General features: G+C 67.6%; 12 protein-coding genes and 5 pseudogenes. 2 read left to right on the top strand and 15 right to left on the bottom strand.

The window, feature by feature from the left end; genetic code table 11:
• Positions 1 to 335 precede the first annotated feature (335 nt).
• Positions 336 to 1,016 (top strand): hypothetical protein, encoded by a 681-nt coding sequence (locus tag AC07DA_RS22570; protein ID WP_479129960.1) that lies wholly within the window; start codon positions 336 to 338, stop codon positions 1,014 to 1,016.
• Here AC07DA_RS22570 and AC07DA_RS22565 read toward each other — a convergent pair.
• The 12 genes and pseudogenes from AC07DA_RS22565 to AC07DA_RS22510 all read right to left on the bottom strand — a co-directional run.
• Positions 984 to 1,336 (bottom strand): annotated as a pseudogene (locus AC07DA_RS22565) (transposase); the annotation flags it as partial. The gene AC07DA_RS22570 and the pseudogene AC07DA_RS22565 sit on opposite strands and share 33 nt — an antisense overlap.
• Positions 1,337 to 2,066: 730 nt before the next feature.
• Positions 2,067 to 2,801, bottom strand: a complete 735-nt coding sequence (locus tag AC07DA_RS22560; RefSeq protein ID WP_479129959.1) for a D-Ala-D-Ala carboxypeptidase family metallohydrolase — start codon at positions 2,799 to 2,801, stop codon at positions 2,067 to 2,069.
• A gap of 287 nt (positions 2,802 to 3,088) precedes the next feature.
• Positions 3,089 to 3,331, bottom strand: coding sequence for a DUF5302 domain-containing protein (locus tag AC07DA_RS22555; RefSeq protein ID WP_479129958.1), 243 nt, complete (start codon positions 3,329 to 3,331; stop codon positions 3,089 to 3,091).
• A gap of 393 nt (positions 3,332 to 3,724) precedes the next feature.
• Positions 3,725 to 5,263 (bottom strand): ribonuclease J, encoded by a 1,539-nt coding sequence (locus AC07DA_RS22550; protein WP_479129957.1) that lies wholly within the window; start codon positions 5,261 to 5,263, stop codon positions 3,725 to 3,727.
• Between the two features lie 181 nt (positions 5,264 to 5,444).
• A complete protein-coding gene (locus tag AC07DA_RS22545) occupies positions 5,445 to 5,942 on the bottom strand; it encodes a DUF7822 domain-containing protein (protein ID WP_479130034.1) in 498 nt (165 codons plus the stop codon).
• 189 nt (positions 5,943 to 6,131) lie between these two features.
• Positions 6,132 to 6,416 (bottom strand): annotated as a pseudogene (locus AC07DA_RS22540) (helix-turn-helix domain-containing protein); the annotation flags it as partial.
• Positions 6,417 to 6,654: 238 nt separating this feature from the next.
• The gene (locus tag AC07DA_RS22535) at positions 6,655 to 6,963 is read right to left on the bottom strand and encodes a hypothetical protein (protein ID WP_479130037.1); all 309 of its coding nucleotides are present in this window, start codon (positions 6,961 to 6,963) and stop codon (positions 6,655 to 6,657) included.
• Positions 6,964 to 7,242: 279 nt separating this feature from the next.
• Positions 7,243 to 7,574: pseudogene (gene tpg, locus AC07DA_RS22530) on the bottom strand (telomere-protecting terminal protein Tpg); the annotation flags it as partial.
• Between the two features lie 95 nt (positions 7,575 to 7,669).
• Positions 7,670 to 7,867: an Rmf/CrpP fold protein gene (locus AC07DA_RS22525; protein ID WP_479129956.1), complete on the bottom strand. Its 198-nt coding sequence runs from the start codon at positions 7,865 to 7,867 to the stop codon at positions 7,670 to 7,672.
• Positions 7,868 to 7,943: 76 nt separating this feature from the next.
• The gene (locus tag AC07DA_RS22520; protein WP_479129954.1) at positions 7,944 to 8,372 is read right to left on the bottom strand and encodes a DUF6892 domain-containing protein; all 429 of its coding nucleotides are present in this window, start codon (positions 8,370 to 8,372) and stop codon (positions 7,944 to 7,946) included.
• Between the two features lie 747 nt (positions 8,373 to 9,119).
• Positions 9,120 to 10,226 (bottom strand): ricin-type beta-trefoil lectin domain protein, encoded by a 1,107-nt coding sequence (locus tag AC07DA_RS22515; RefSeq protein ID WP_479129953.1) that lies wholly within the window; start codon positions 10,224 to 10,226, stop codon positions 9,120 to 9,122.
• A gap of 395 nt (positions 10,227 to 10,621) precedes the next feature.
• The gene (locus AC07DA_RS22510; protein ID WP_479129952.1) at positions 10,622 to 12,040 is read right to left on the bottom strand and encodes a non-reducing end alpha-L-arabinofuranosidase family hydrolase; all 1,419 of its coding nucleotides are present in this window, start codon (positions 12,038 to 12,040) and stop codon (positions 10,622 to 10,624) included.
• Between the two features lie 1,131 nt (positions 12,041 to 13,171).
• On the opposite strand from AC07DA_RS22510, the gene AC07DA_RS22505 reads away from it, so the two are divergent.
• Positions 13,172 to 14,128, top strand: a complete 957-nt coding sequence (locus AC07DA_RS22505) for a Mu transposase C-terminal domain-containing protein (RefSeq protein WP_479129951.1) — start codon at positions 13,172 to 13,174, stop codon at positions 14,126 to 14,128.
• A gap of 275 nt (positions 14,129 to 14,403) precedes the next feature.
• Here AC07DA_RS22505 and AC07DA_RS22500 read toward each other — a convergent pair whose 3' ends face one another.
• The 3 genes and pseudogenes from AC07DA_RS22500 to AC07DA_RS22490 form a co-directional block, all read right to left on the bottom strand.
• Entirely contained in the window at positions 14,404 to 15,747 is a 1,344-nt protein-coding gene (locus AC07DA_RS22500; RefSeq protein ID WP_479129950.1) for a glycoside hydrolase family 43 protein, read from the bottom strand.
• A gap of 147 nt (positions 15,748 to 15,894) precedes the next feature.
• Positions 15,895 to 16,115 (bottom strand): annotated as a pseudogene (locus tag AC07DA_RS22495) (hypothetical protein); the annotation flags it as partial.
• An 844-nt stretch (positions 16,116 to 16,959) separates the two neighbouring features.
• Positions 16,960 to 17,513 (bottom strand): annotated as a pseudogene (locus tag AC07DA_RS22490) (transposase); the annotation flags it as partial.
• Positions 17,514 to 17,729: the final 216 nt, after the last annotated feature.

The following is a 17,729-nucleotide window of genomic DNA, read 5'->3' as shown; positions in this document are numbered from 1 at the left end:
GAGGACGGCCCTCTACACGGTGCAGTGCCCAGCGAAGTCGAATGGATCATGGTTCAGGAAAACCCTGCATGTAAGCACAGCGAATGCACGGACAGAAAACCTCGAAAGAACACGGCAGTTCAGCAGGCGGTATTCGCGGGACGGGCTCATGGCTGAACGAGCCACGCACTTCTTCGCGACATAGGGGGCACTCCGGCTGTCTCGTAGGTGAGCGGTTCCCTCAACGACGCGGCGGCCCACCGAAAACTTGACAAACTGATCCTTGATTACGCCCACCCAGGCGCTCAACCGTAGCATCATAATAATCCCGTGCCTGACATTCGCAGGAGGAGACGATGGAGCAGAGCGGCTTACTCGATCACGTGGCGGAATTCGAGCGCGTGTGGAACGACCCGGCCTACACGCACTCGGAACTGCCTCCGCTCGATGTGAACGAGGTGATCGCGAACAGCTACGAGGCACCCGCCTCCTTCACCATGACCCGCGACATGCTGTGGGACATGGAGGTCCGCAAAGCCCGCAATCCCGCGCCGTATCTGCCCTCGGTGATGGAGCCCGGGAGCGTGCGCGTCTGGGGCGAGCAGCCGACCGGTGACGACGGAGTGGACGTGTTCGTACGCGCGTCGATGCAGCATCCGTGGATCGGCGGCTCCGACTACGGCTTGGTCCTTGAGCAGGTGCGTCTGGACCCGGCCGCACAGCGCGTCACGTTCATCGGCGCGACGCAACTCGTCGACGATTCCGGTGAACTCGTGAAGGCTGACACCCTCCAGCCTCTCTTCCACGTCGAGCACGCGGTGGCCGGTACGGAATCCCGACCGCTGTCACTGTGGCGGGTGGCCAACCGCACGGATGCCCGCACAACGAAAGAAGCGCTCACTCGCCATTTCTCCCGGCTCGCGAGCCTGCCATGGCTGTACGAGTACATCGAGATCTACATCAGGGAGGACCTGAATGTGGACCTCAGGCGACGCCATACGACTGAGAAAGGCGGCGAGGCCGAGACAGGCCAGTAGTTGCGGGGGGGGGCGCGCATAGCGGGGGCTGAGCCGACGGTAGCCGGACAGCCACGACATGGTGCGCCCGATGACCCAGCGGCGGCGTCCCAATCGTCCGCTCGACTCGATGCCTTTGCGCGCGATTCGTACTGCGATGCGTATGCCACGTAACCATTTCCGCAACTCGGTGCGGTCGTAGGCTTTGTCCGCGTGGAGGCGCTGGGGCTTGAAGTGGCGGCCGCGGTGAGGGGCGTGTCTCGTTCGGTGCCCACGGCCATGGGCTTCAGTGCTTCGCTGTCGTGGGTGTTGCCGGCCAAGACGCCGACGAGGAGGGGCAGTGCGCAGAGCGGTCGGGCCTGGCGTCTCAGGCGCCGTGGGCCCGTGGAGAGCCGTGTCGGGCGAGCACGGCCAGCACCGCCTGGTCGACCGCGTTGGCGGCGGCGGAGGCGCGGTTCGGCTATCCACCACGGGCTCGACTACGTTGCCTGTTCCCCGCTGTGCGTACTGGCCCCCCGGCCGGAGGCCAGTCGCGGCGCCGCGGCGTCAGCCGACTGCTCGACGGTACGGCAGGTCATCCTGAAGGCGTCACCGGACCGGGCGTCGGCTGTGTCCTGCCTTGGGCAGAGCGTGGACAGCGGCGTGCCGGGCCGGTTCCTGCCGGCGAACCGACGGCCTCGTGGCCAAGACGAAGCCGACAGGCGCGCGGGCGGGACGACGTCGGATGCGGGTCCGGGCGCTGTCGGCGTGACGATACGCCGACAGCGCCCGGGCTGCGCGGCGCTCCGCTCAGCGGCTGCGCTCAGGTTGTGCCACCCACCGCCACCGATCAGCGACCCGGACCGCACGCGGCGCGCGCCCCGCTGCGGCCCTCGGGCTGCGGCGCACCGCCTGTGGCGCCTTCGGCGAAGGACGGACGGCGGCGGTTCGGCGTCTACCAGCACCAGCCACCCTCCCGGACCCGTTGAGGTGCGCCGAACGCGGGCGGTTGCGTGGCCGGCAGGGGTGCGCGGTTGTCCTGCGATGTCCCGGTCACACGCGTGCTGCGTCCGCCGGCACCGACCAAGCGGTTCAGATGCCGCAGGTAGGGGCGGACCAGTACGGGGAAGGGTCGAGTGCGACATGGGTGTGGTCATTGTGACCGGGATAGCCCGGGCCGAGGATCTCCGAGAAGCCGTGCGTGCGGGCCTGTTGGGCAAGGCGGCAAAGCGACGGGGAGCCGGTCAGGTCGGCGGCGTCGCCGTACAGGTGGCGGCTGGTGGACGAACCGCCGACGGCGTTGTTGCAGGCGTAGGAACGAAAGCCGCTGGAGACGGTGAGCGGGACGTCGCCGAGCGCGTGTCGCATCGCCTCCAGCTTCCACATGGTCTTCAGCGCGTTCGCCTTGGCGGTGGCCGCCGGGACGGCACCGCCCGACCAGTCGGAGTTGCAGCGGTTGAGCTCGGCGTAGGAGAAGTGGATCGGTGTGCAGTCCGCGTCCTGCAGCGCGTAGAGCTTGTTGAAGGTCGCCGGACCCGCGACCCCGTCGGCGGCGAGGCCGTACGCGGACTGGAAGGCCCGCACGGCGGCGGCCGTGCGGGCGCCGTACTGGCCGTCGTAGGAGAGGCGCTCCCCGGACGTGACCCAGCCCGCCACCCGGATCTGCAACTGGGTGACGTCGCTGCCGGAGGCGCCCTGGGAGAGGGTTCGACTCCAGGTGTAGCACTCGTCGGCGTGTGCGGTGCCCGCGGTGGCGCCCACACCGACCACCGCACCTGACAGGAGCATGACAATCGCAGTGAGGAGACGTGCGATCCGTCTGAGCATCCAGACCTCCCGGTCGTCGGGGCGACCACCGCTCTCGTGGCCGCCATCGACCCCAGCCTGAGCCCAAGTGCTACGCGCGTCAACGGTGCGGTCGTGGCAGGAGGGTGAACGGTGGCGGCACTCGTCGCCAGAGCGCGCGTCGGGGAACGGCGCGGAGTGAGGAGAGCACGGTTTCCGCGGACGTGGGAGGTTCCGGGCGCAGCGCCGAGCGGTGAACCCGGAGCCGCCGTCATGGTTCAGGGTGGTGTCGTGGTGAAATCCTCAGCGGCCCTTTGGACCGTGTCGGCTCAGCCGCCGCTCTTGCGCCGGAACGACCGCTGGTGCGCAGCCGGTCCGTGCGCGCCTCGGACCTTTGCCGCGTGTGGGCTGGCTGCCACGTCAGCGGCATCCGCCTGCAATCCCCGCTTGCGGGCCAGAGCTTCCCGGAACTTGCGCTTCAGGTCGTACTGACCGTCAGCGTCGGGTGAGAGAGCGGAGTTCTCGGCGTCGGCCGGTTCCGAACTTTGTGGCGGTGCAGACTCTTCAGCCATTTCGACCTCCTGGGATGGGGCTTGTGAGACCACAGCTTGTCATGCCGTGCGCCGCGTCCGGCGCCGACGGACGACATCAGCAGCCGCCGACCTCCAATCAGTCGGCGGACCAGCGAGTGCGGCGTGGTCGCAGCGGTCGACGCGGTCGACTTGGGCGGAATGGCGGTGGACGCCGATGGGCGCTGCCACCGACTGGGGACGCTTTCCGGACTGCTGTCGGCCCGGCGGGCCGGTGACCCCGGCTGGCGGGGTGTCGCGTCCACACCTGGTTGCGTGCGGACGGCGTTCACGCCGGGCCCTCGACGGCCCCCACCGGTCCGCGCGGGATGTCGGTGCCGCGGCCGGTGGAGGGCTGCACGTCCTTCTCGTCTGAGGGGGTGAGGTGTGCCCCGGTCAGGCGTCGATGATCACCGGGATGATCAGCGGCCGGCGCCGGTGGGTGCGGAACGCCCAGTTGCCTACGGCGCGGGCGAGGAGCTGTTCGAGCTGGCGGGCGTCGCCGACGCCTTCCTGAGCGGCGTTGGCCAGCGTTTTCTCGATGACGGGGATGACCGGTTCGAAGGTGGTCTCGTCGTGGACGAAGCCGCGGGCCAGGAAGTCGGGGGGCTCGGTCAGTGCTCCGGTGTCGGCGTCGACGATGGCCACGACGGTGACGACGCCTTCCTCGGCCAGGGTGACGCGGTCCTTGAGGGAGGCTTCCGTCGCGCCGCCGACTTCCATGCCGTCCACGTACACGTTGCCCGCGGGCACCTTGCCGGTGATGGAGGCACGGCCGTCCACCAGGTCGACGACGACACCGTCCTCGGCGATGACGACCCGCTCGGGGTCGACGCCGGTGCGGATGGCGAGGTCGGCGTTGGCGCGCAGGTGGCGGAACTCGCCGTGCACGGGCATGACGTTGCGGGGGCGGACGATGTTGTAGCAGTAGACGAGTTCACCGGCGCTGGCGTGGCCGGAGACGTGCACCTTGGCGTTGCCCTTGTGGACGACGCTGGCGCCCCACCGGGTCAGGCCGTTGATCACCCGGTAGATGGCGTTCTCGTTGCCGGGGATGAGAGAACTGGCGAGCAGGACGGTGTCGCCCTTGCCGATGCGGATCTGGTGGTCACGGTTGGCCATCCGGGACAGGGCGGCCATCGGTTCGCCTTGGGATCCGGTGCACACCAGGGTGATCTTGTGATCGGGGAGCTTCTCCAGCTCCTTGGTGCTCACGACCAGGCCGGAGGGGACCTTCAGATACCCCAGGTCGCGGGCGATGCCCATGTTGCGCACCATGGAGCGGCCCACGAAGGCCACCTTGCGGCCGTACTGGTGGGCGGCGTCGAGGACCTGCTGGATGCGGTGCACGTGACTGGCGAAGCTGGAGACGATGACCCGTCGCGGTGCGGTACGCATCACCTGTTCGATCGCGGGGTTCAGTTCGCGTTCGGAGGTGGTGAAGCCGGGGACCTCGGCGTTGGTGGAGTCGGTGAGGAACAGGTCCACGCCCTCCTCGCCGAGGCGGGCGAAGGCGCGCAGATCGGTGATCCGGTCGTCCAGGGGGAACTGGTCCATCTTGAAGTCACCCGTGTGCAGCACCATCCCCGCTTCGGTACGCAAGGCCACCGCGAGACTGTCCGGGATGGAGTGATTGACGGCCACGAACTCGCAGTCGAAGGGACCGAAGCCGCGCCGGTCGCCCTCGCGCACGCGCACCGTGCGGGGCCTGATGCCATGCTCCTTGAGCTTGGCCTCGATGAAGGCCAGGGTGAGCTTGGAGCCGACGAGGGGGATGTCCCTCCGCTCCCGCAGCAGATAGGGCACGCCGCCGATGTGGTCTTCGTGGCCGTGGGTGAGGACGACGGCGACGATGTCGTCGAGGCGGTCCCGGATGGAGGTGAAGTCGGGCAGGATCACGTCCACGCCGGGCTGGTTCTCCTCCGGGAACAACACTCATACCCTCACGTTACCGAAGAGTCCCCGCCAAGACGATCATCTGTTTGCAGGCGAGGCGCGGTACGCCCTCGAGGGTCGCCGGCCATGGTGCCCGCCCGCGTGACGGGGGTCGCCGCCATCCCCCTCACCACGAACGGGAAGACGGACGCGCCGCGCCGGGGGGAGTGCGCGGGCCTCGTCAGTTGGAGAAGGAGAAGTAGAGCGCCTCGCTGTAGAAGGATCCGAAGTGGCTCTGCCAGTCGGCTCGGACCGAGGCCAGCCAGGTGTCGTTGTGGCCGGCGATAGCCGCCTCGGCCTGAGCGACGGCGTCGGGGATACCCTCGGACGCCAGACGCTGCACGCTCGCTACCGGGTCCTGGTCCGTCATCGAGACGATCTCCCCGGTCTCCAGGATGAAATAGGTCGCCTGCTGCTTGTCGAGGTGGGCCCTGGTGGTGGCAACGCATTCGGCGAACCCGGCGTCGTCCTCCAGGCCTCTGCCGACTGCGCGCAGGAGGTCGCACAGCAGGACCGCCCCGTCGGCATAGTCCGCGGCGATACCGATCGGAGGGCTCCAGATCATGGACGGAACGAACCTCGTTCCGCGCCCCACCATGAGCTTGTGCGCGAGCGGGATGTCCCAGTTGTGTTCGGATATGCATCGGACCGGCGCGGGGATCTCCGCCTCGGTCGGCATCGAGTCGGCAGAGTAGAGATAGGAACGGTTCGCCATGGATGGCGACCCTAGTGCTGTGACGTAAGGTATGCCGGGTTGGGTGGTCAGACCGCAGTCGGCAGGGGCCTGCCGCCCCAGCGGACACCTCGTCTCCTGCGGACGCGTGCCCGTTCGCGTCGCGTCGCTGGGCAGCCAGGACATTGGGGTGGCGCGGGGTTCTTGTTCCGCCAGCGCAGGCAGGCAGGCGAGCCCGATCTCGTTGAAGTGGTGGATCACGTCACGGGCGGTGTCCTCCCCGGCCTGGACCAGACAGGCGATGACTGGGACCGTGCTCCCGCCGGCCGAGGCCAGCAGCATCATCGCCCACCGAAACCGTACTGAGCTCGTGCTGTCCCGCCGCACACGATTCTGCTGGAGCTGTTGCTCCTCCTGCTCTGTCAGCCTGCGGACCCTGACCGGTGGTGCATCCCGCCTCCCCTGCTGGCTGGAAGTCATCGCCGCCAACCGGCACAACGAGCAACCCGGTGAACTTATGCGATCACAGCGCTAGGACCTTCTGAGGTGCTGGACCGGCACCTGCACCACCTGCGGCCGACACCTCGCCAAGAGCAGAACCAGAGCCTGACGAAGCACTACCAGCGTGGGATCGCCGGTTGGCCCAACCGGCGATCCCACGCTGGTGTTGGCGGTTTACCGCCACTATCTGCCCGTACTTCGATAGGCACGACCTGCCTTAGAAGAAGTGCTTGCGTCCACCGACCGCGCGACCGGTCGCGCCCAGGATCCACAGGATGGCGCCAACCAGAATGAGGATGCCACCGATCGTCGTCAGCAGGCCCATGCCGACAAGCAGGCCGATAATCAGCAGAATAAGTCCAAGAATAATCATCTCAACCCCATCGTCAATTCCGGCTCGAGCGCGTGTGCGTTCAAGCTTCACAAGGGCCTCAGTTCGTCCCTTGGTTGGTAGATCCCGACCAGACTCGAAGGCCAGGGCCTCGGTGCGATAGTCCTTGTGCCCGGCGATACGGAGTTCACACACTTCTTCGAGACTTCGTTCGGCACCATCCCCTCGACCGCCCTCCGCTCCCGACGGACTCTTCCACCCGGACGGTTTGGACGTCCTGCGCATATGGGCTGGCGGTGTCACGAGCAGAGGAAGGTTCGCCCTCGATCGTGAGACTCAGCCCTTCTCTGTCGGTTACTGTGCGAGACACGACCCCCACCGCGGCAGGCCACTCCAAGCCATAGCGCCTGAATACGAACAAAGCGTACGGTCGTGCCGACCTGTGGACATGGTCACGCGGCAGGCGCATCGGATCCGAATCGCCCTGGCGCTGCGCTGCATCTGCTGGTCGGCGGCGCCGGCCTGCTGGGCGTCGAAGAGGCGCGCGGCGTACTGCGGTGGGAGCGCGACGGTCAGGTGCCGCAGTCGGGCGTCGTCGGTGGTGCCGATCGGTGCGGTGAGCCGATGCGGGCGCGGGTGTCGGAGACGATGCCGCCGGTCGTCGCCGCTCGCTGCCGGGCCCCCCAACGCGGACCTGGGGCTGCCACCGCCTGGTCATCTCCCGCTCCAGCCGCGCGTTTCGAGGTCCGAGCGCGGTCTCTGATCTGGTTCTTCACGTACCGTTCGACGGTGCGCACACCACTGCGCCGACCTCCGCGCGCTCGACGCGGTGCGAGCGCACGGGGTCGGGATCGGACGCCGCAGGGTTCCTGATGATGTCCCACATGGCCGAAGTGGCCACCTACTGTGGTTCCCTGGACTCCTCGCCCGGGTCGGACGGCTGGCTCGCAGCACCTGGGGCAGTGCCGTTATGGCCTCTGATCCACGCAGTACGCAGCGCGGACGGCCGTGGGTACGGGCACGTCAGATACGACTCTCCTCGCTGACTGGCTTGGCAACCTTCCTCGACGGCCCGTTCGATGTCCCTGGGTGTGTCCACGCGTGCTCTTTCCCGTCCCCTGCTTCTTACTGCTGATCGGTCTCACGTCTGTGGTCGATGCCGCTCGTCGGCGGCGTCAATCGGCGATGATGCCGTGGGCGCTGAGGGCGTTCCGCAACTCCGGGCCGAGGAACTCGGAGCCGAGGACGCGCCGGAGGTTCGGGAGCAGCACGAGGTCGTCGAGGGAAGCGACGTCGAACAAGTCGTCCTCGCCGTCCCAGATCGGGGCGCACTCTTGGTACACCTGGTTTCCGCCGTCCATGCACAGCTCCACGACCCCGGCCAGGAGTTCATCGCTGATCTCCAGGGATGCGAAGTAGCTGCGTGCCTCGGGAACGATCTGGTATGCCAGGCCGTGCTGCTGCGCGTACTCCCAAGGTGTGTCGCTGAGCCCCTTCTCCTTGAGGAGGTCGGCGAGGCAGAACTTGGGCGTGAGCGTCTCATCGATGTACATCAGCTGCTCGACGACGATGAGCTTGAAGTTGAAGTCCTTGAAAGTGGCCATGTGCACAACGTAGACGGCACCGCTGACACCAAGACCGTGAACCCAGCGCATCCGCGCCCAGCCGATGCTACCGGCCGCTGGGTCGGCCGCTGGGGGTCAACAGGCACGGCCGGCCGGAGCACAGACGCAGCTGACCACGCGTGGCGTGCCGGGCGCCTTCGTTGTGGCACCAGGCTTTGTAGGCGGCGTAGAGCGCGGTTCGTTCGGCGCGCAGGTCGCGGCGAGGCGGCTGCATGCGTCGTAGAAGCGGCCCGTGTGGTTTCGGTTTCGGCGTAGGCGGTAGTGGCGATGCGTACGAACGCCCCGAGACCCTCAAGGCCATCGGCAAGCCCGGAAGATCTTGTTAGACAAGGAACAAGCTCAGGCCTCACGCAGACGCTTGCGCTCTGCGGGGACCGGCAGGTCGTCCTGCGCGACTTGCTCCAGCAGCGCATCGACGGCACTGAACAGCTCGTTCTCCGTGGATACAGAGGTCACCTCCAGTAGCGCAATGATTCGCGCACTCAAGCGCGCACGAATGGCGCACCGATTGGAGTGCAACACAAGGACGGGTAAGCCGGCGCAACGGCCGCCGGGTGGTGACGCGCGGTGTTCCTCCTGACTCCCCTGCTGGAGAGCTGAGAACCGCGAGCGGCCCGCCGTACCGGTCTTCCTGGTGCGGCGGGCCGGTCCTTGTTCGGGTGGCCGGCCCTGGGTCGGCCTCACGCGAGGAGAACCCGGAAGGCGTTCAGACGCCGGGAGTGCGGGTCATCCGGTGGCGAGGGTGGTCCACTTCTGGTTGGAGCCGCCGTGGCAGTCCCACAGGTGGAGTTGTGTGCCGTCGGCGGTGGAGGCACCCGGAATGTCCAGGCAGCGGCCGGAGACAGGGTTGCGGTAGCCGCCGTTGAAGGGCTGCCAGACCTGGTTGGCGCCGCCGTGGCAGGACCAGAGCTGCACCTTGGTGCCGTTGGCCGTGCCCGCCCCGGCGACGTCGAGGCACTTGCCCATGGAGCGCAGGGTGCCGTCGGTGTAGGCGGACCAGAGCTGGTTGGCGCCGTCGCTGCATCCCCACGTCTGGACGGCGGTTCCGTCAGCGGTGGCGGCGCCGTTGACGTCCATGCACTTGCCGACGATGCCGGACTGTACGCGTGCGGGGGCGGGGGCGGGGTTCCTCAGCCATCCGGCGCTGTCCGCGGACCGGATCCCGCGGTGGAAGGCGTCGGCCATCTTCTGGAAGCCGGAGTCGTTGGGGTGCAGCGTGTCGACCAGGTCGGCCGTGGTCAGACTGCTCATGTCGACGTAGGCGACGCGCTTGCCCGCGGACTGTGCGTCCCGCACGATCTGGGGGATCGCCTGGTTGTAGGCGGCCCGGTACTGCTCCTCGGAGCCACTGGTGGACACGACCAGGGAGGCCACGAGGACGGTCGCGTCGGGGGCGGCGGCGGTGATCTGGTCGACCAGCGACCTCAGCCGGGCGGTGGCGGTGGAGACCTGGTAGCTCTCGTTAAGGTCGTTGGTGCCGATATGCAGCGTCACGACGTTGGGCCGGTAGCGGGTCAGTGAGGCGTCGGTGAGGGCGGCGACCTGGTGGATCTTGTACCCGGGGTGGCCTTGGTTGTCGTTGTCGGACATCGAGCCGCTCCGTTCCGTGCCCACGAAGTCCAGCGGATGCCCGTCCGCCGCGAGCCTGTTCCACAACGGCCCGCGGTAGCCGTTGCCGGTGCTGCTGCCCATGCCCCAGGTGATCGAGTCACCCAACGGCATGACCCGCAAAGGGGTGTCGGAGGCGGCGGAGGCAGGGGCCACACCCGCCGCCGTCACCCCGAGCACGGCGGCGACAAGTGTGACCAGGGAGAAAATCCAGGGCTTTCTCATACAGGCGTCCTCTTCTGCGAGTGATGGTGGATCAGCGGGTGCGGGATAGCCATTGGTGCCAGCCACTCGGCACCTGTTCTGCTACCGATCTGGGCCGGGCAACTCCGCCCTCACTGAGCGTCCCGGCGGCTCACACCGCGAGGATCGCCAGTCCTGGTTGGAGCCGCCGGTGGAGGGCCACTGGGTGACCTTGGCACCGGGCCGTTCGCTCATGGCCGGCATGGGCTCGCGTAGTCGCGGCAGGAAGGCGGCCCGGAAGGGAGGAACCCCGTCCGACGTGCGGCTGGGGTTCCCCATGCGGTGGGTCGGTCAGGGGTGGGTTCGCCCACGTCGTGGACTGCTCGTCCACGCGTCGGCGGGCCGGCCCGCGTCGCGATCACCGTTGAGCGGGCGGGTCAGCGCTGCAGGGTGAGCAGGGCCGGCCGGTACGGCAGCGACAGGTAGTCGGTGCCGTCCGATGAGGGAGACCTGCCCTGGTAGAGGAACTGCAGGTTGCCGGGGTCGATGGTCATGGTCTGGTCGGAGTTGACGCGGATCATGTCACCGTGGCTGATGTCGTTGGTCCAGGTCTGGTTGGTGTTGGCCTTGCCCGCGAAGGGGTTGCTCTCGGTGCCGGCCTGCTCGGTCCAGTTGTCCTTCAGGCTGGGGGCGGTGAAGGAGCGGAAGTAGCGCCCGTTGGCCCCCCGCGCCTCGACGATCATGAGGTACTGGTTCTGGCCCTGGACCTTGTAGACCTCCGGGGCCTCGAACAGGCGCTCCTCGGTGTCGCTCATGACCGTCTCGTACGACGAGCCGAAGCTGCTGGGGAAGTTCGCGAGCGGCATGGTCGACTTGAAGATGCCGCCCTTGTCGTTGGCGAAGAACAGGTACATGTTCTGGTCGTCGGCGATTAGGGTCGGGTCGATCGGGCCGCCGACGGGGAGGCTGCCGGTGAAGAGCGGTTGCGGCGCGGACCAGCTGTTGGGGTTGGTGGGGTCGCTGGACGTGCGGTAGGTGAAGGGCCAGGCGGTGTCCCACCCGTTCGAGGCCATCACCCAGATGTTCTTGGTCGAGAGGTGGAACAGTTCGGGCGCGATCACTGACCCGCTCACCTTGGACTGGGTGGCTGTCCCCATGTCCGACCAGTTCGTGAAGGGACTGAACATCGTCGCGCCCCACGACTTTCCGTCGGAGGTGGTGGCGTAGACCAGGTTCTGGCCGTTGATCTTCGCGGTGGTGAAGTCCTTCACCGCGAGCGCGCCGTTCTGCGGCTGCGCCAGCGGACCGGTCGAGGACCACCGGTACGTCGACGGAAGTGCGCACGTGGTGCTCGTCCCGGACAGGCCGGTCCACTTCTGGTTGTTGCCGCCGTTGCAGTTCCACAGCTGCACCGCCGTGCCGTTGGCCGTGGCGCCGCCGCTGACGTCCAGGCACAGCCCCGACTCGACGGCGACGATCGTTCCGTCGGCGTTGGCCCGCCACTGCTGGTTCGTGCCGCCGTTGCAGGGCCAGATCACCGGCCGGGTACCGGCCGTGGTGGCGTGGTTCGGAACGTCCAGGCACTTGTTGCCGTACACGGTCAGCTGATTGTTGTCCGTCAGCGTCCACCGCTGGTTGGTACCGCCGTTGCAGTCCCAGATCTGCACGTTCGTGCCGTCGGTCTGGCTGGCGCCCGGCACATCGAGGCACCGATTGGAAGCGACACCGCGCACGGCGCTGGTGGTGGCCGCCTGAGCGGGGCTGGCAAGGAGCGTCGCCGCCAAGGCGGCCAGGGCGGCAACGGTAGCCGCGAGCACCGCAGATGGGTGTTTGCGGCTGAAACTGTGTCTGTGCATGCGAACCTCGTCATCATTTGAGCTGGCGGTACCGATGCGCCCGTCAGAGGCCGTCCGGAATCCGGCGGGGTGCGACCCTGGCGTGTTCGACATGCCGAACTAGGGTCGAAGTGTCGATCGACTGGATCTTAAGGTTCCGGTGAACTGCGTCAATATTTTTCGCATGATTCGCGAGCCAAAATCGCAGATTGAACCAGGCGGCTTCGGATTCCGTGGATATACGGGTCTCTTGTCGCGAGGGGGAGGTAACAGTACCTGCGGGCCCGGGCTGATGATCATTACGAAGCCCGACGACGGGTTCGCCGACCGATCAGGCGCGCGTGTGCCTCGCTGCGCCGCTACCGGCCTCAGCCACACTTCAAGGTTTGTGTCAGAGCAGCACGACGAACACCGTCGACTGCTTCATGATCACTTCCACCCAGGACCACGACCCTCGTATCACCTTCCTGCGCGAACGCGGCATTCCGTTCGTCTCTTTCGGGCGCCCCTGGGGTCATCCCATGTCGGACACGTGGTGGGTCGACGTCGACGGCGCCACCGGTACCGGAGCAGGCGGTGGACCATCTCCTCGCGGGCAAGCACATGCTCCATCGGCGCGAGCGCGTGCAAGGGCCTGGCCAGCCCACAGACTGGCGTCCTTTTTCCCGCCGCTCTCTCGAAGCCGGGGCCAGGGTTGCCGCTTCGGTCTGCGGGGCGCTCGGGCGAGCGAGGGGCCAGCCCGGCAGCGGCCTGTTCCACCTCGAGTGCCTCACGGTGATGCCACGACTTCGCGCGCATGAACGCTTCAGATTGGACTCTGGCCACGCCCTTCAAATCGCCGACCATCTGGTCGATTACGCTGAGCTGACCCCGGTTTCGTGGAGCCCCTGAGGCCAGCCACAACATCACCCGCATCGACAGACTTCAACGCGCCCGACAGCGCTGACCCCTCCCCCACCAACCCGCCGTGCCCCTACCCCACAACGGTCAACGGTCAATCCACCACCACACCATCGCCGTCGACGTCGCCACCCGCGCCATCCTCGCCGCCATCTGTGCCCGAGCGCGACCAAGGCCGTCGACGCGGCCCTGCTGCTGACGGAGACGGCCCTCCCCCACCCTGCCCGGCCGACCTGGCCGGACATCCTGCGTATGGACCACGCTCCCGCACTCCCCCACCAGCGGCTGGCGGCACTCGACGAGCGGCTGGCCGGCGCGGCGGCCCGGTCCGTCGTCCTGCCCGAGACGATCGTCGTCGACCGCGGCAACGTCTTCGTCTCCGCCGCATTCACCGCCGCCTGCGAGCACCTCGGCATCAGCGTCCAGCCGGCCCCGCCCCAAGCCCCCACCGCCAAAGGCATCGTGGAGCGGACCTTCGGCATCATCAACGCGCTGTTCTGCCAGCACCTGTCCGGCTGCGACGTCGCCCGCCGCGGCCCCGACACCGAGAAAGACGCCTGTCACAGCGTCGCCCAGCTGCAGGACCTGCTTGATGAGTGGCTGGTCCACTATCACCACCGGCCCCACGAAGGCCTGCGTCACCCGATGTGTCCCCGTCCCGCTCACCGGCCGCGACTACCTCGAACTGCTGCCCGTGCGCTGGCAGGCCTCACCCCCGCCGGCATCACCATCCACCACCGCACCTACGACCACGATCTCCTCGCCCCCTACCGCGGCCAGCCCTCCCCCGTCGCTGGCCGCAGCGGGAAATGGGAGATCCACTACAACCCCCACGACGTCCGCCAGATCCGGATCCGCCTCCACGACGTCGACCTCACCGAAATCCCCTGGTTCCACCGCGACCACGTCCACCAGCCGTTCAACGACCACACCTGGCAGCACATCCGCGCCCACGCCCACCGCAACAACCACGACGACAGCCAGCAGCACGAGGCAGGCCTCACCGACGCCCTGGACCAGCTCATGCGCCGCGTCCAGCTCGCCGGACGCGCCACCCTCATCACCTGCGGCCCCCTCCCCACCCGCCACGGCACCCGCCAACCCTTCCGCGACGTCATCACCGACATCGAGAACGCCCTCGACCTCCACCACCACAAACCCGGCGTCCTCCACCAGGGCACCGCCGGCCGCATTGGAGCCAGCCGGTGAACGGGAGCGAACTCCTGCGGCTGCTGGAGACCGAACACGAGGAGACCTCCGCACGAGCCGGCACCCTGCGTGAGCAGACCGAACGGCTCACCACCACCCCTGCGCTCCAGGCAGGGCATGGAAACGACTCGACAGGCTGGGGAACACAGCACAGCGCGACGAAGCAGGAAGCCCCGGATTCCCGTCCGTTGCTGTGTCACATAGCGGCACAGCAATGGACGGGGAAGCCCGGAATTCCCGGGCTTCAGCCCGAGGAGCAGGTCAACGCGGTGCGGTTACGCGGCGCGGGTGAACTGCCACCAGTTGACATTGAACAAGAAGCCGCTGCCGCCGCTGAACGTCAGGTAGAGGTCACGGGTTCCCGTCACGCCGCTCACCGGGCAGGTCACCGTGGTCCAGGACTGCCAGCCACCGGTGTGCGGCACACCGCACCGGCCCACGATCGACCCGCTCGAACTGTCCAGGCGCACTTCGAGGGTGCCGCCGCTGGTGGCCGAGGCGACGCGTGCGGCGAAGGAGGAGGCGCCGGCCCCGAAGGCCACTCCCTTGACCTTGATGTAGTCGCCGTTCTCGATCCAGCCGACGTCCATTCCGCCTTCACTGTTCCATTCGGTCTCGATCCCGGAACCCCAGGCGATCGTCTCGGCCTCCTGGCGGACGTACGGATCAAGTGAACCGACCTGCGGGGCACCCGCGCTCGTCATGTTGATCGTCGGAATGCTGCCGTCGGCGTTGTAGGAGAACCTCTCCACCGCAACCGAGCGAGTGAAGCCGCCTCCGCCCGGGAGGGCTCCGTTGTGGTAGAAGAAGTACGAACCGCCCTTAAAGTCCACGATGCCCGCGTGGTTGGTGAAGCTGTTGCCCTGGGCGGGCATGACTGTTCCACGGTAGGTCCACGGCCCGGTCGGGCCGGGGGCCGTGGAGTAGGCGATGAACTCCTGGCAGCACTTGGCCGCGTACACCAGGTAGTACAGACCGTTCCGCTTGTAGACCCACGGCCCTTCTTCGTACAGCGTGGGACGGTTGGGGTCACCGGTGCGGGTACCGAAGCCCGAGGTGGTGAGCGGGATCCTGGTGGGGCTGCCCGAGTAGGAGATCATGTCGGCGTTCAGCTTGACGTACCACAGGTTGGGGTTGCCCCAGTAGAGGTAGGCCTGACCGTCGTCGTCGATGAAGACGGTCGGGTCGAACTCGGTGTTCTCCAGCAGCGGACGGCCGAGCGCGTCCCGGAACGGTCCGGTGGGGCTGTCCGCCACCGCCACGCCGATGGCGAATGCGCCGGTCGCCCGGACCGTCACCGGCACGTACCAATAGAACTTGCCGCCCCGTTCGATGGCCTGGCCCGCCCACGCTTTGGCGCCCGCCCAGCTGAAGGTGTCCAGGCTGAGCGGTGTGCCGTGGTCGGTCCAGTTGACCATGTCGGCGGAGGAGAACACGCGCCAGTCTTTCATCACGAAGGAGGAGGTGGAGCCGTCCTCGTCGTGCCCGGTGTAGAGGTAGACCCGTCCGTTGTGCACCAGCGGGGACGGGTCGGCGGTGTAGACGTGCTGCACGATCGGGTTGTCGGCCCTGGCCGCCGTGGGATGCACCGCGGCAGGAAGGACGGCGAACGCCAACATGAGGAGCAGCACCCAGGTTGCCCGGGCGAGTCTCGTACCGGTGGCGGGTGGTCTCACTGCGGTCGGGGGAGCCATTGGCCTGGGGACGTCGGTACTGGACATGGTGTGGTCCTTCCTGGTGCTGCGGCTCGGGGACTGAGCAGCCGGTCAGATGCAGGGAGAGGGACGTTGCTGCGCTCGGGGTGTGGAAAGCGCGAACCGTGCGATGCGGACGGAGCCGCCGAGTGTCCGCGTGGCGTGGTTGGTAAGGGCGAAGCGGCAGCCCATGGAGAACTGCCAGGTGTCGCCCATGGTGAACGCGGGCCCGAGGCGGGGGAAGTTGGTGCCGTCGGTGCTGTGGAGAAGGTTCCCGGACGGGAGGCGCCGGGGTCGGCGGCCGCGCACGGCGCTGGTGGTGGCCGCCTGAGCGGGGCCGGCGAGGAGCGCCGCCGCAAGGCGGCCCGGGGCGGCAACGGTAGCCACGAGCACCGCAGACGGGTGTTTGCGGCTGAAACTACGTCTGGTGCATGCGAACCTCGTCATCCCTTGAACTGACGGTACCGGTGCACCCGTCAGAGACTGTCCGGGATCCAACGGGGTGCGATCCTGATATGTTCGATATATCGAACATGGGTCGAAGTGTCGATCGAGTGGATCATAAGGTTCCGGTGAACTGAGTCAATATTTTCCGCACAATTCGCGAGCCAGAATCGCAGATTGAACCAAGCGGCTTCGGGCTCCGTGGTTATACGGGTCTCTTGGCGCGAGGGGGAGGTAGCAGCGGGTACGCCGACCGATCAGGCGCACGTGTGCCTCGCTGCCCTGCTCTGGCCCAAGACGCTCCAAGGCACCGGCGTTGAGGGAATCGCGGCCAAGCCGCTCCCGTTGTCCTACACGGCCGGCCGTGTGGGCGAGGACAGGCACGCGGACACAGTCGACGCCACCGTGGTCAGCTTCACCGGCACAGTCCGGCATCCGAAGGCGCTCGCCGTAGGGCTCCCTGACGGACGGGGGGCGCTGCCCCAGCGGCTGACGACGGCACTCGCGTCCGTCATCGGCCCGCGCCTGCCCCCCAGGCCAAGGCGGGCGTTCACGAAGGCCGGCGACTCCTACACGCCCGCCGTCCGCAACGTGGTGGTGGGTCGTGACGGGCACGACCCGACCCGCCATCGTCACCGTGGTCCGCCTGCCCTGAACCGACGACATGTCTCTGAACCCTCGGCGTACCCGGGCAGGGGTGAGCCGGCCGGAGGCAGCTGGCTTCTCACAGGCTCGGCGGAGGTCCTTGGCGAGGGACCGGGCAAGCCCGAGCCGGGTTTCCAGGATCGCGGTCCAAGAGGTGGCGCCAGACTCCAGGACTGCGACGAAGGAGTAGGCCAGCCCGGGAGGAACTGTGACGCCGTCTTCGCCCGGCCATAGACATGGCAGACAGCCGCTCAGCCGAGCACAGCGCGTCCGAACGAAGCCATGGCGACACATCGACGGCCAGGACCAGACGCCCGCCGTCGAACCGCGGCAGCGACAGCCCAGCCAGCACCGTCCGCACCTGATCGACATCGATCCGGTCGTGGTTCAGGCCTCCGTACATCGCTCCGTGCCCACGCCGATACTCGGGCAGCAGCGTCAGGCCCACCGGGGACTTCACCGCACCGTCCGCACACAGCACTGCATCCGTCAGCTCGAACAACTCGCCGCGCCGAGCGGTCAGACACTCGTAACAACTCGCCCCGTAAGCGTGATGCTTCCGCGAACGCATCCCTCCGCACAACATCAGGGAGCGGACTCACCCTCACGGCCTTCGTCTCGGTCACGTGCACCTTGGTCGGAGCACAGGATCAGACGAAGGCCGCCCCCACGTCCGGCAAGCCCCCAAGTGAGCGACCCACTACGAGACACCGTTCGGGGCCGGAAGAAAAAGAACAAGTTCACGGCCGCCACTTCTTCCGCATCAAGTACACGATGATGACCAACTGCTCTGGGCCATCACAGTTTCGCCTCCCCCA

The organism is Streptomyces sp. NPDC044921, assembly GCF_056432865.1.
Note: the sequence above shows the minus strand (reverse complement) of the source record. Positions and strands in the feature narration are given on the sequence as shown.

Bases quoted from the DNA above. Each gene is read 5' to 3' on its own strand.
- AC07DA_RS22570 (WP_479129960.1), top strand. From the start codon at position 336: ATGGAGCAGAGCGGCTTACTCGATCACGTGGCGGAATTCGAGCGCGTG.
- AC07DA_RS22560 (WP_479129959.1), bottom strand. From the start codon at position 2,801: ATGCTCAGACGGATCGCACGTCTCCTCACTGCGATTGTCATGCTCCTG.
- AC07DA_RS22555 (WP_479129958.1), bottom strand. From the start codon at position 3,331: ATGGCTGAAGAGTCTGCACCGCCACAAAGTTCGGAACCGGCCGACGCC.
- AC07DA_RS22545 (WP_479130034.1), bottom strand. From the start codon at position 5,942: ATGCCGACCGAGGCGGAGATCCCCGCGCCGGTCCGATGCATATCCGAA.
- AC07DA_RS22520 (WP_479129954.1), bottom strand. From the start codon at position 8,372: ATGGCCACTTTCAAGGACTTCAACTTCAAGCTCATCGTCGTCGAGCAG.
- AC07DA_RS22515 (WP_479129953.1), bottom strand. From the start codon at position 10,226: ATGAGAAAGCCCTGGATTTTCTCCCTGGTCACACTTGTCGCCGCCGTG.
- AC07DA_RS22510 (WP_479129952.1), bottom strand. From the start codon at position 12,040: ATGCACAGACACAGTTTCAGCCGCAAACACCCATCTGCGGTGCTCGCG.
- AC07DA_RS22505 (WP_479129951.1), top strand. From the start codon at position 13,172: ATGGACCACGCTCCCGCACTCCCCCACCAGCGGCTGGCGGCACTCGAC.
- AC07DA_RS22500 (WP_479129950.1), bottom strand. From the start codon at position 15,747: ATGTTGGCGTTCGCCGTCCTTCCTGCCGCGGTGCATCCCACGGCGGCC.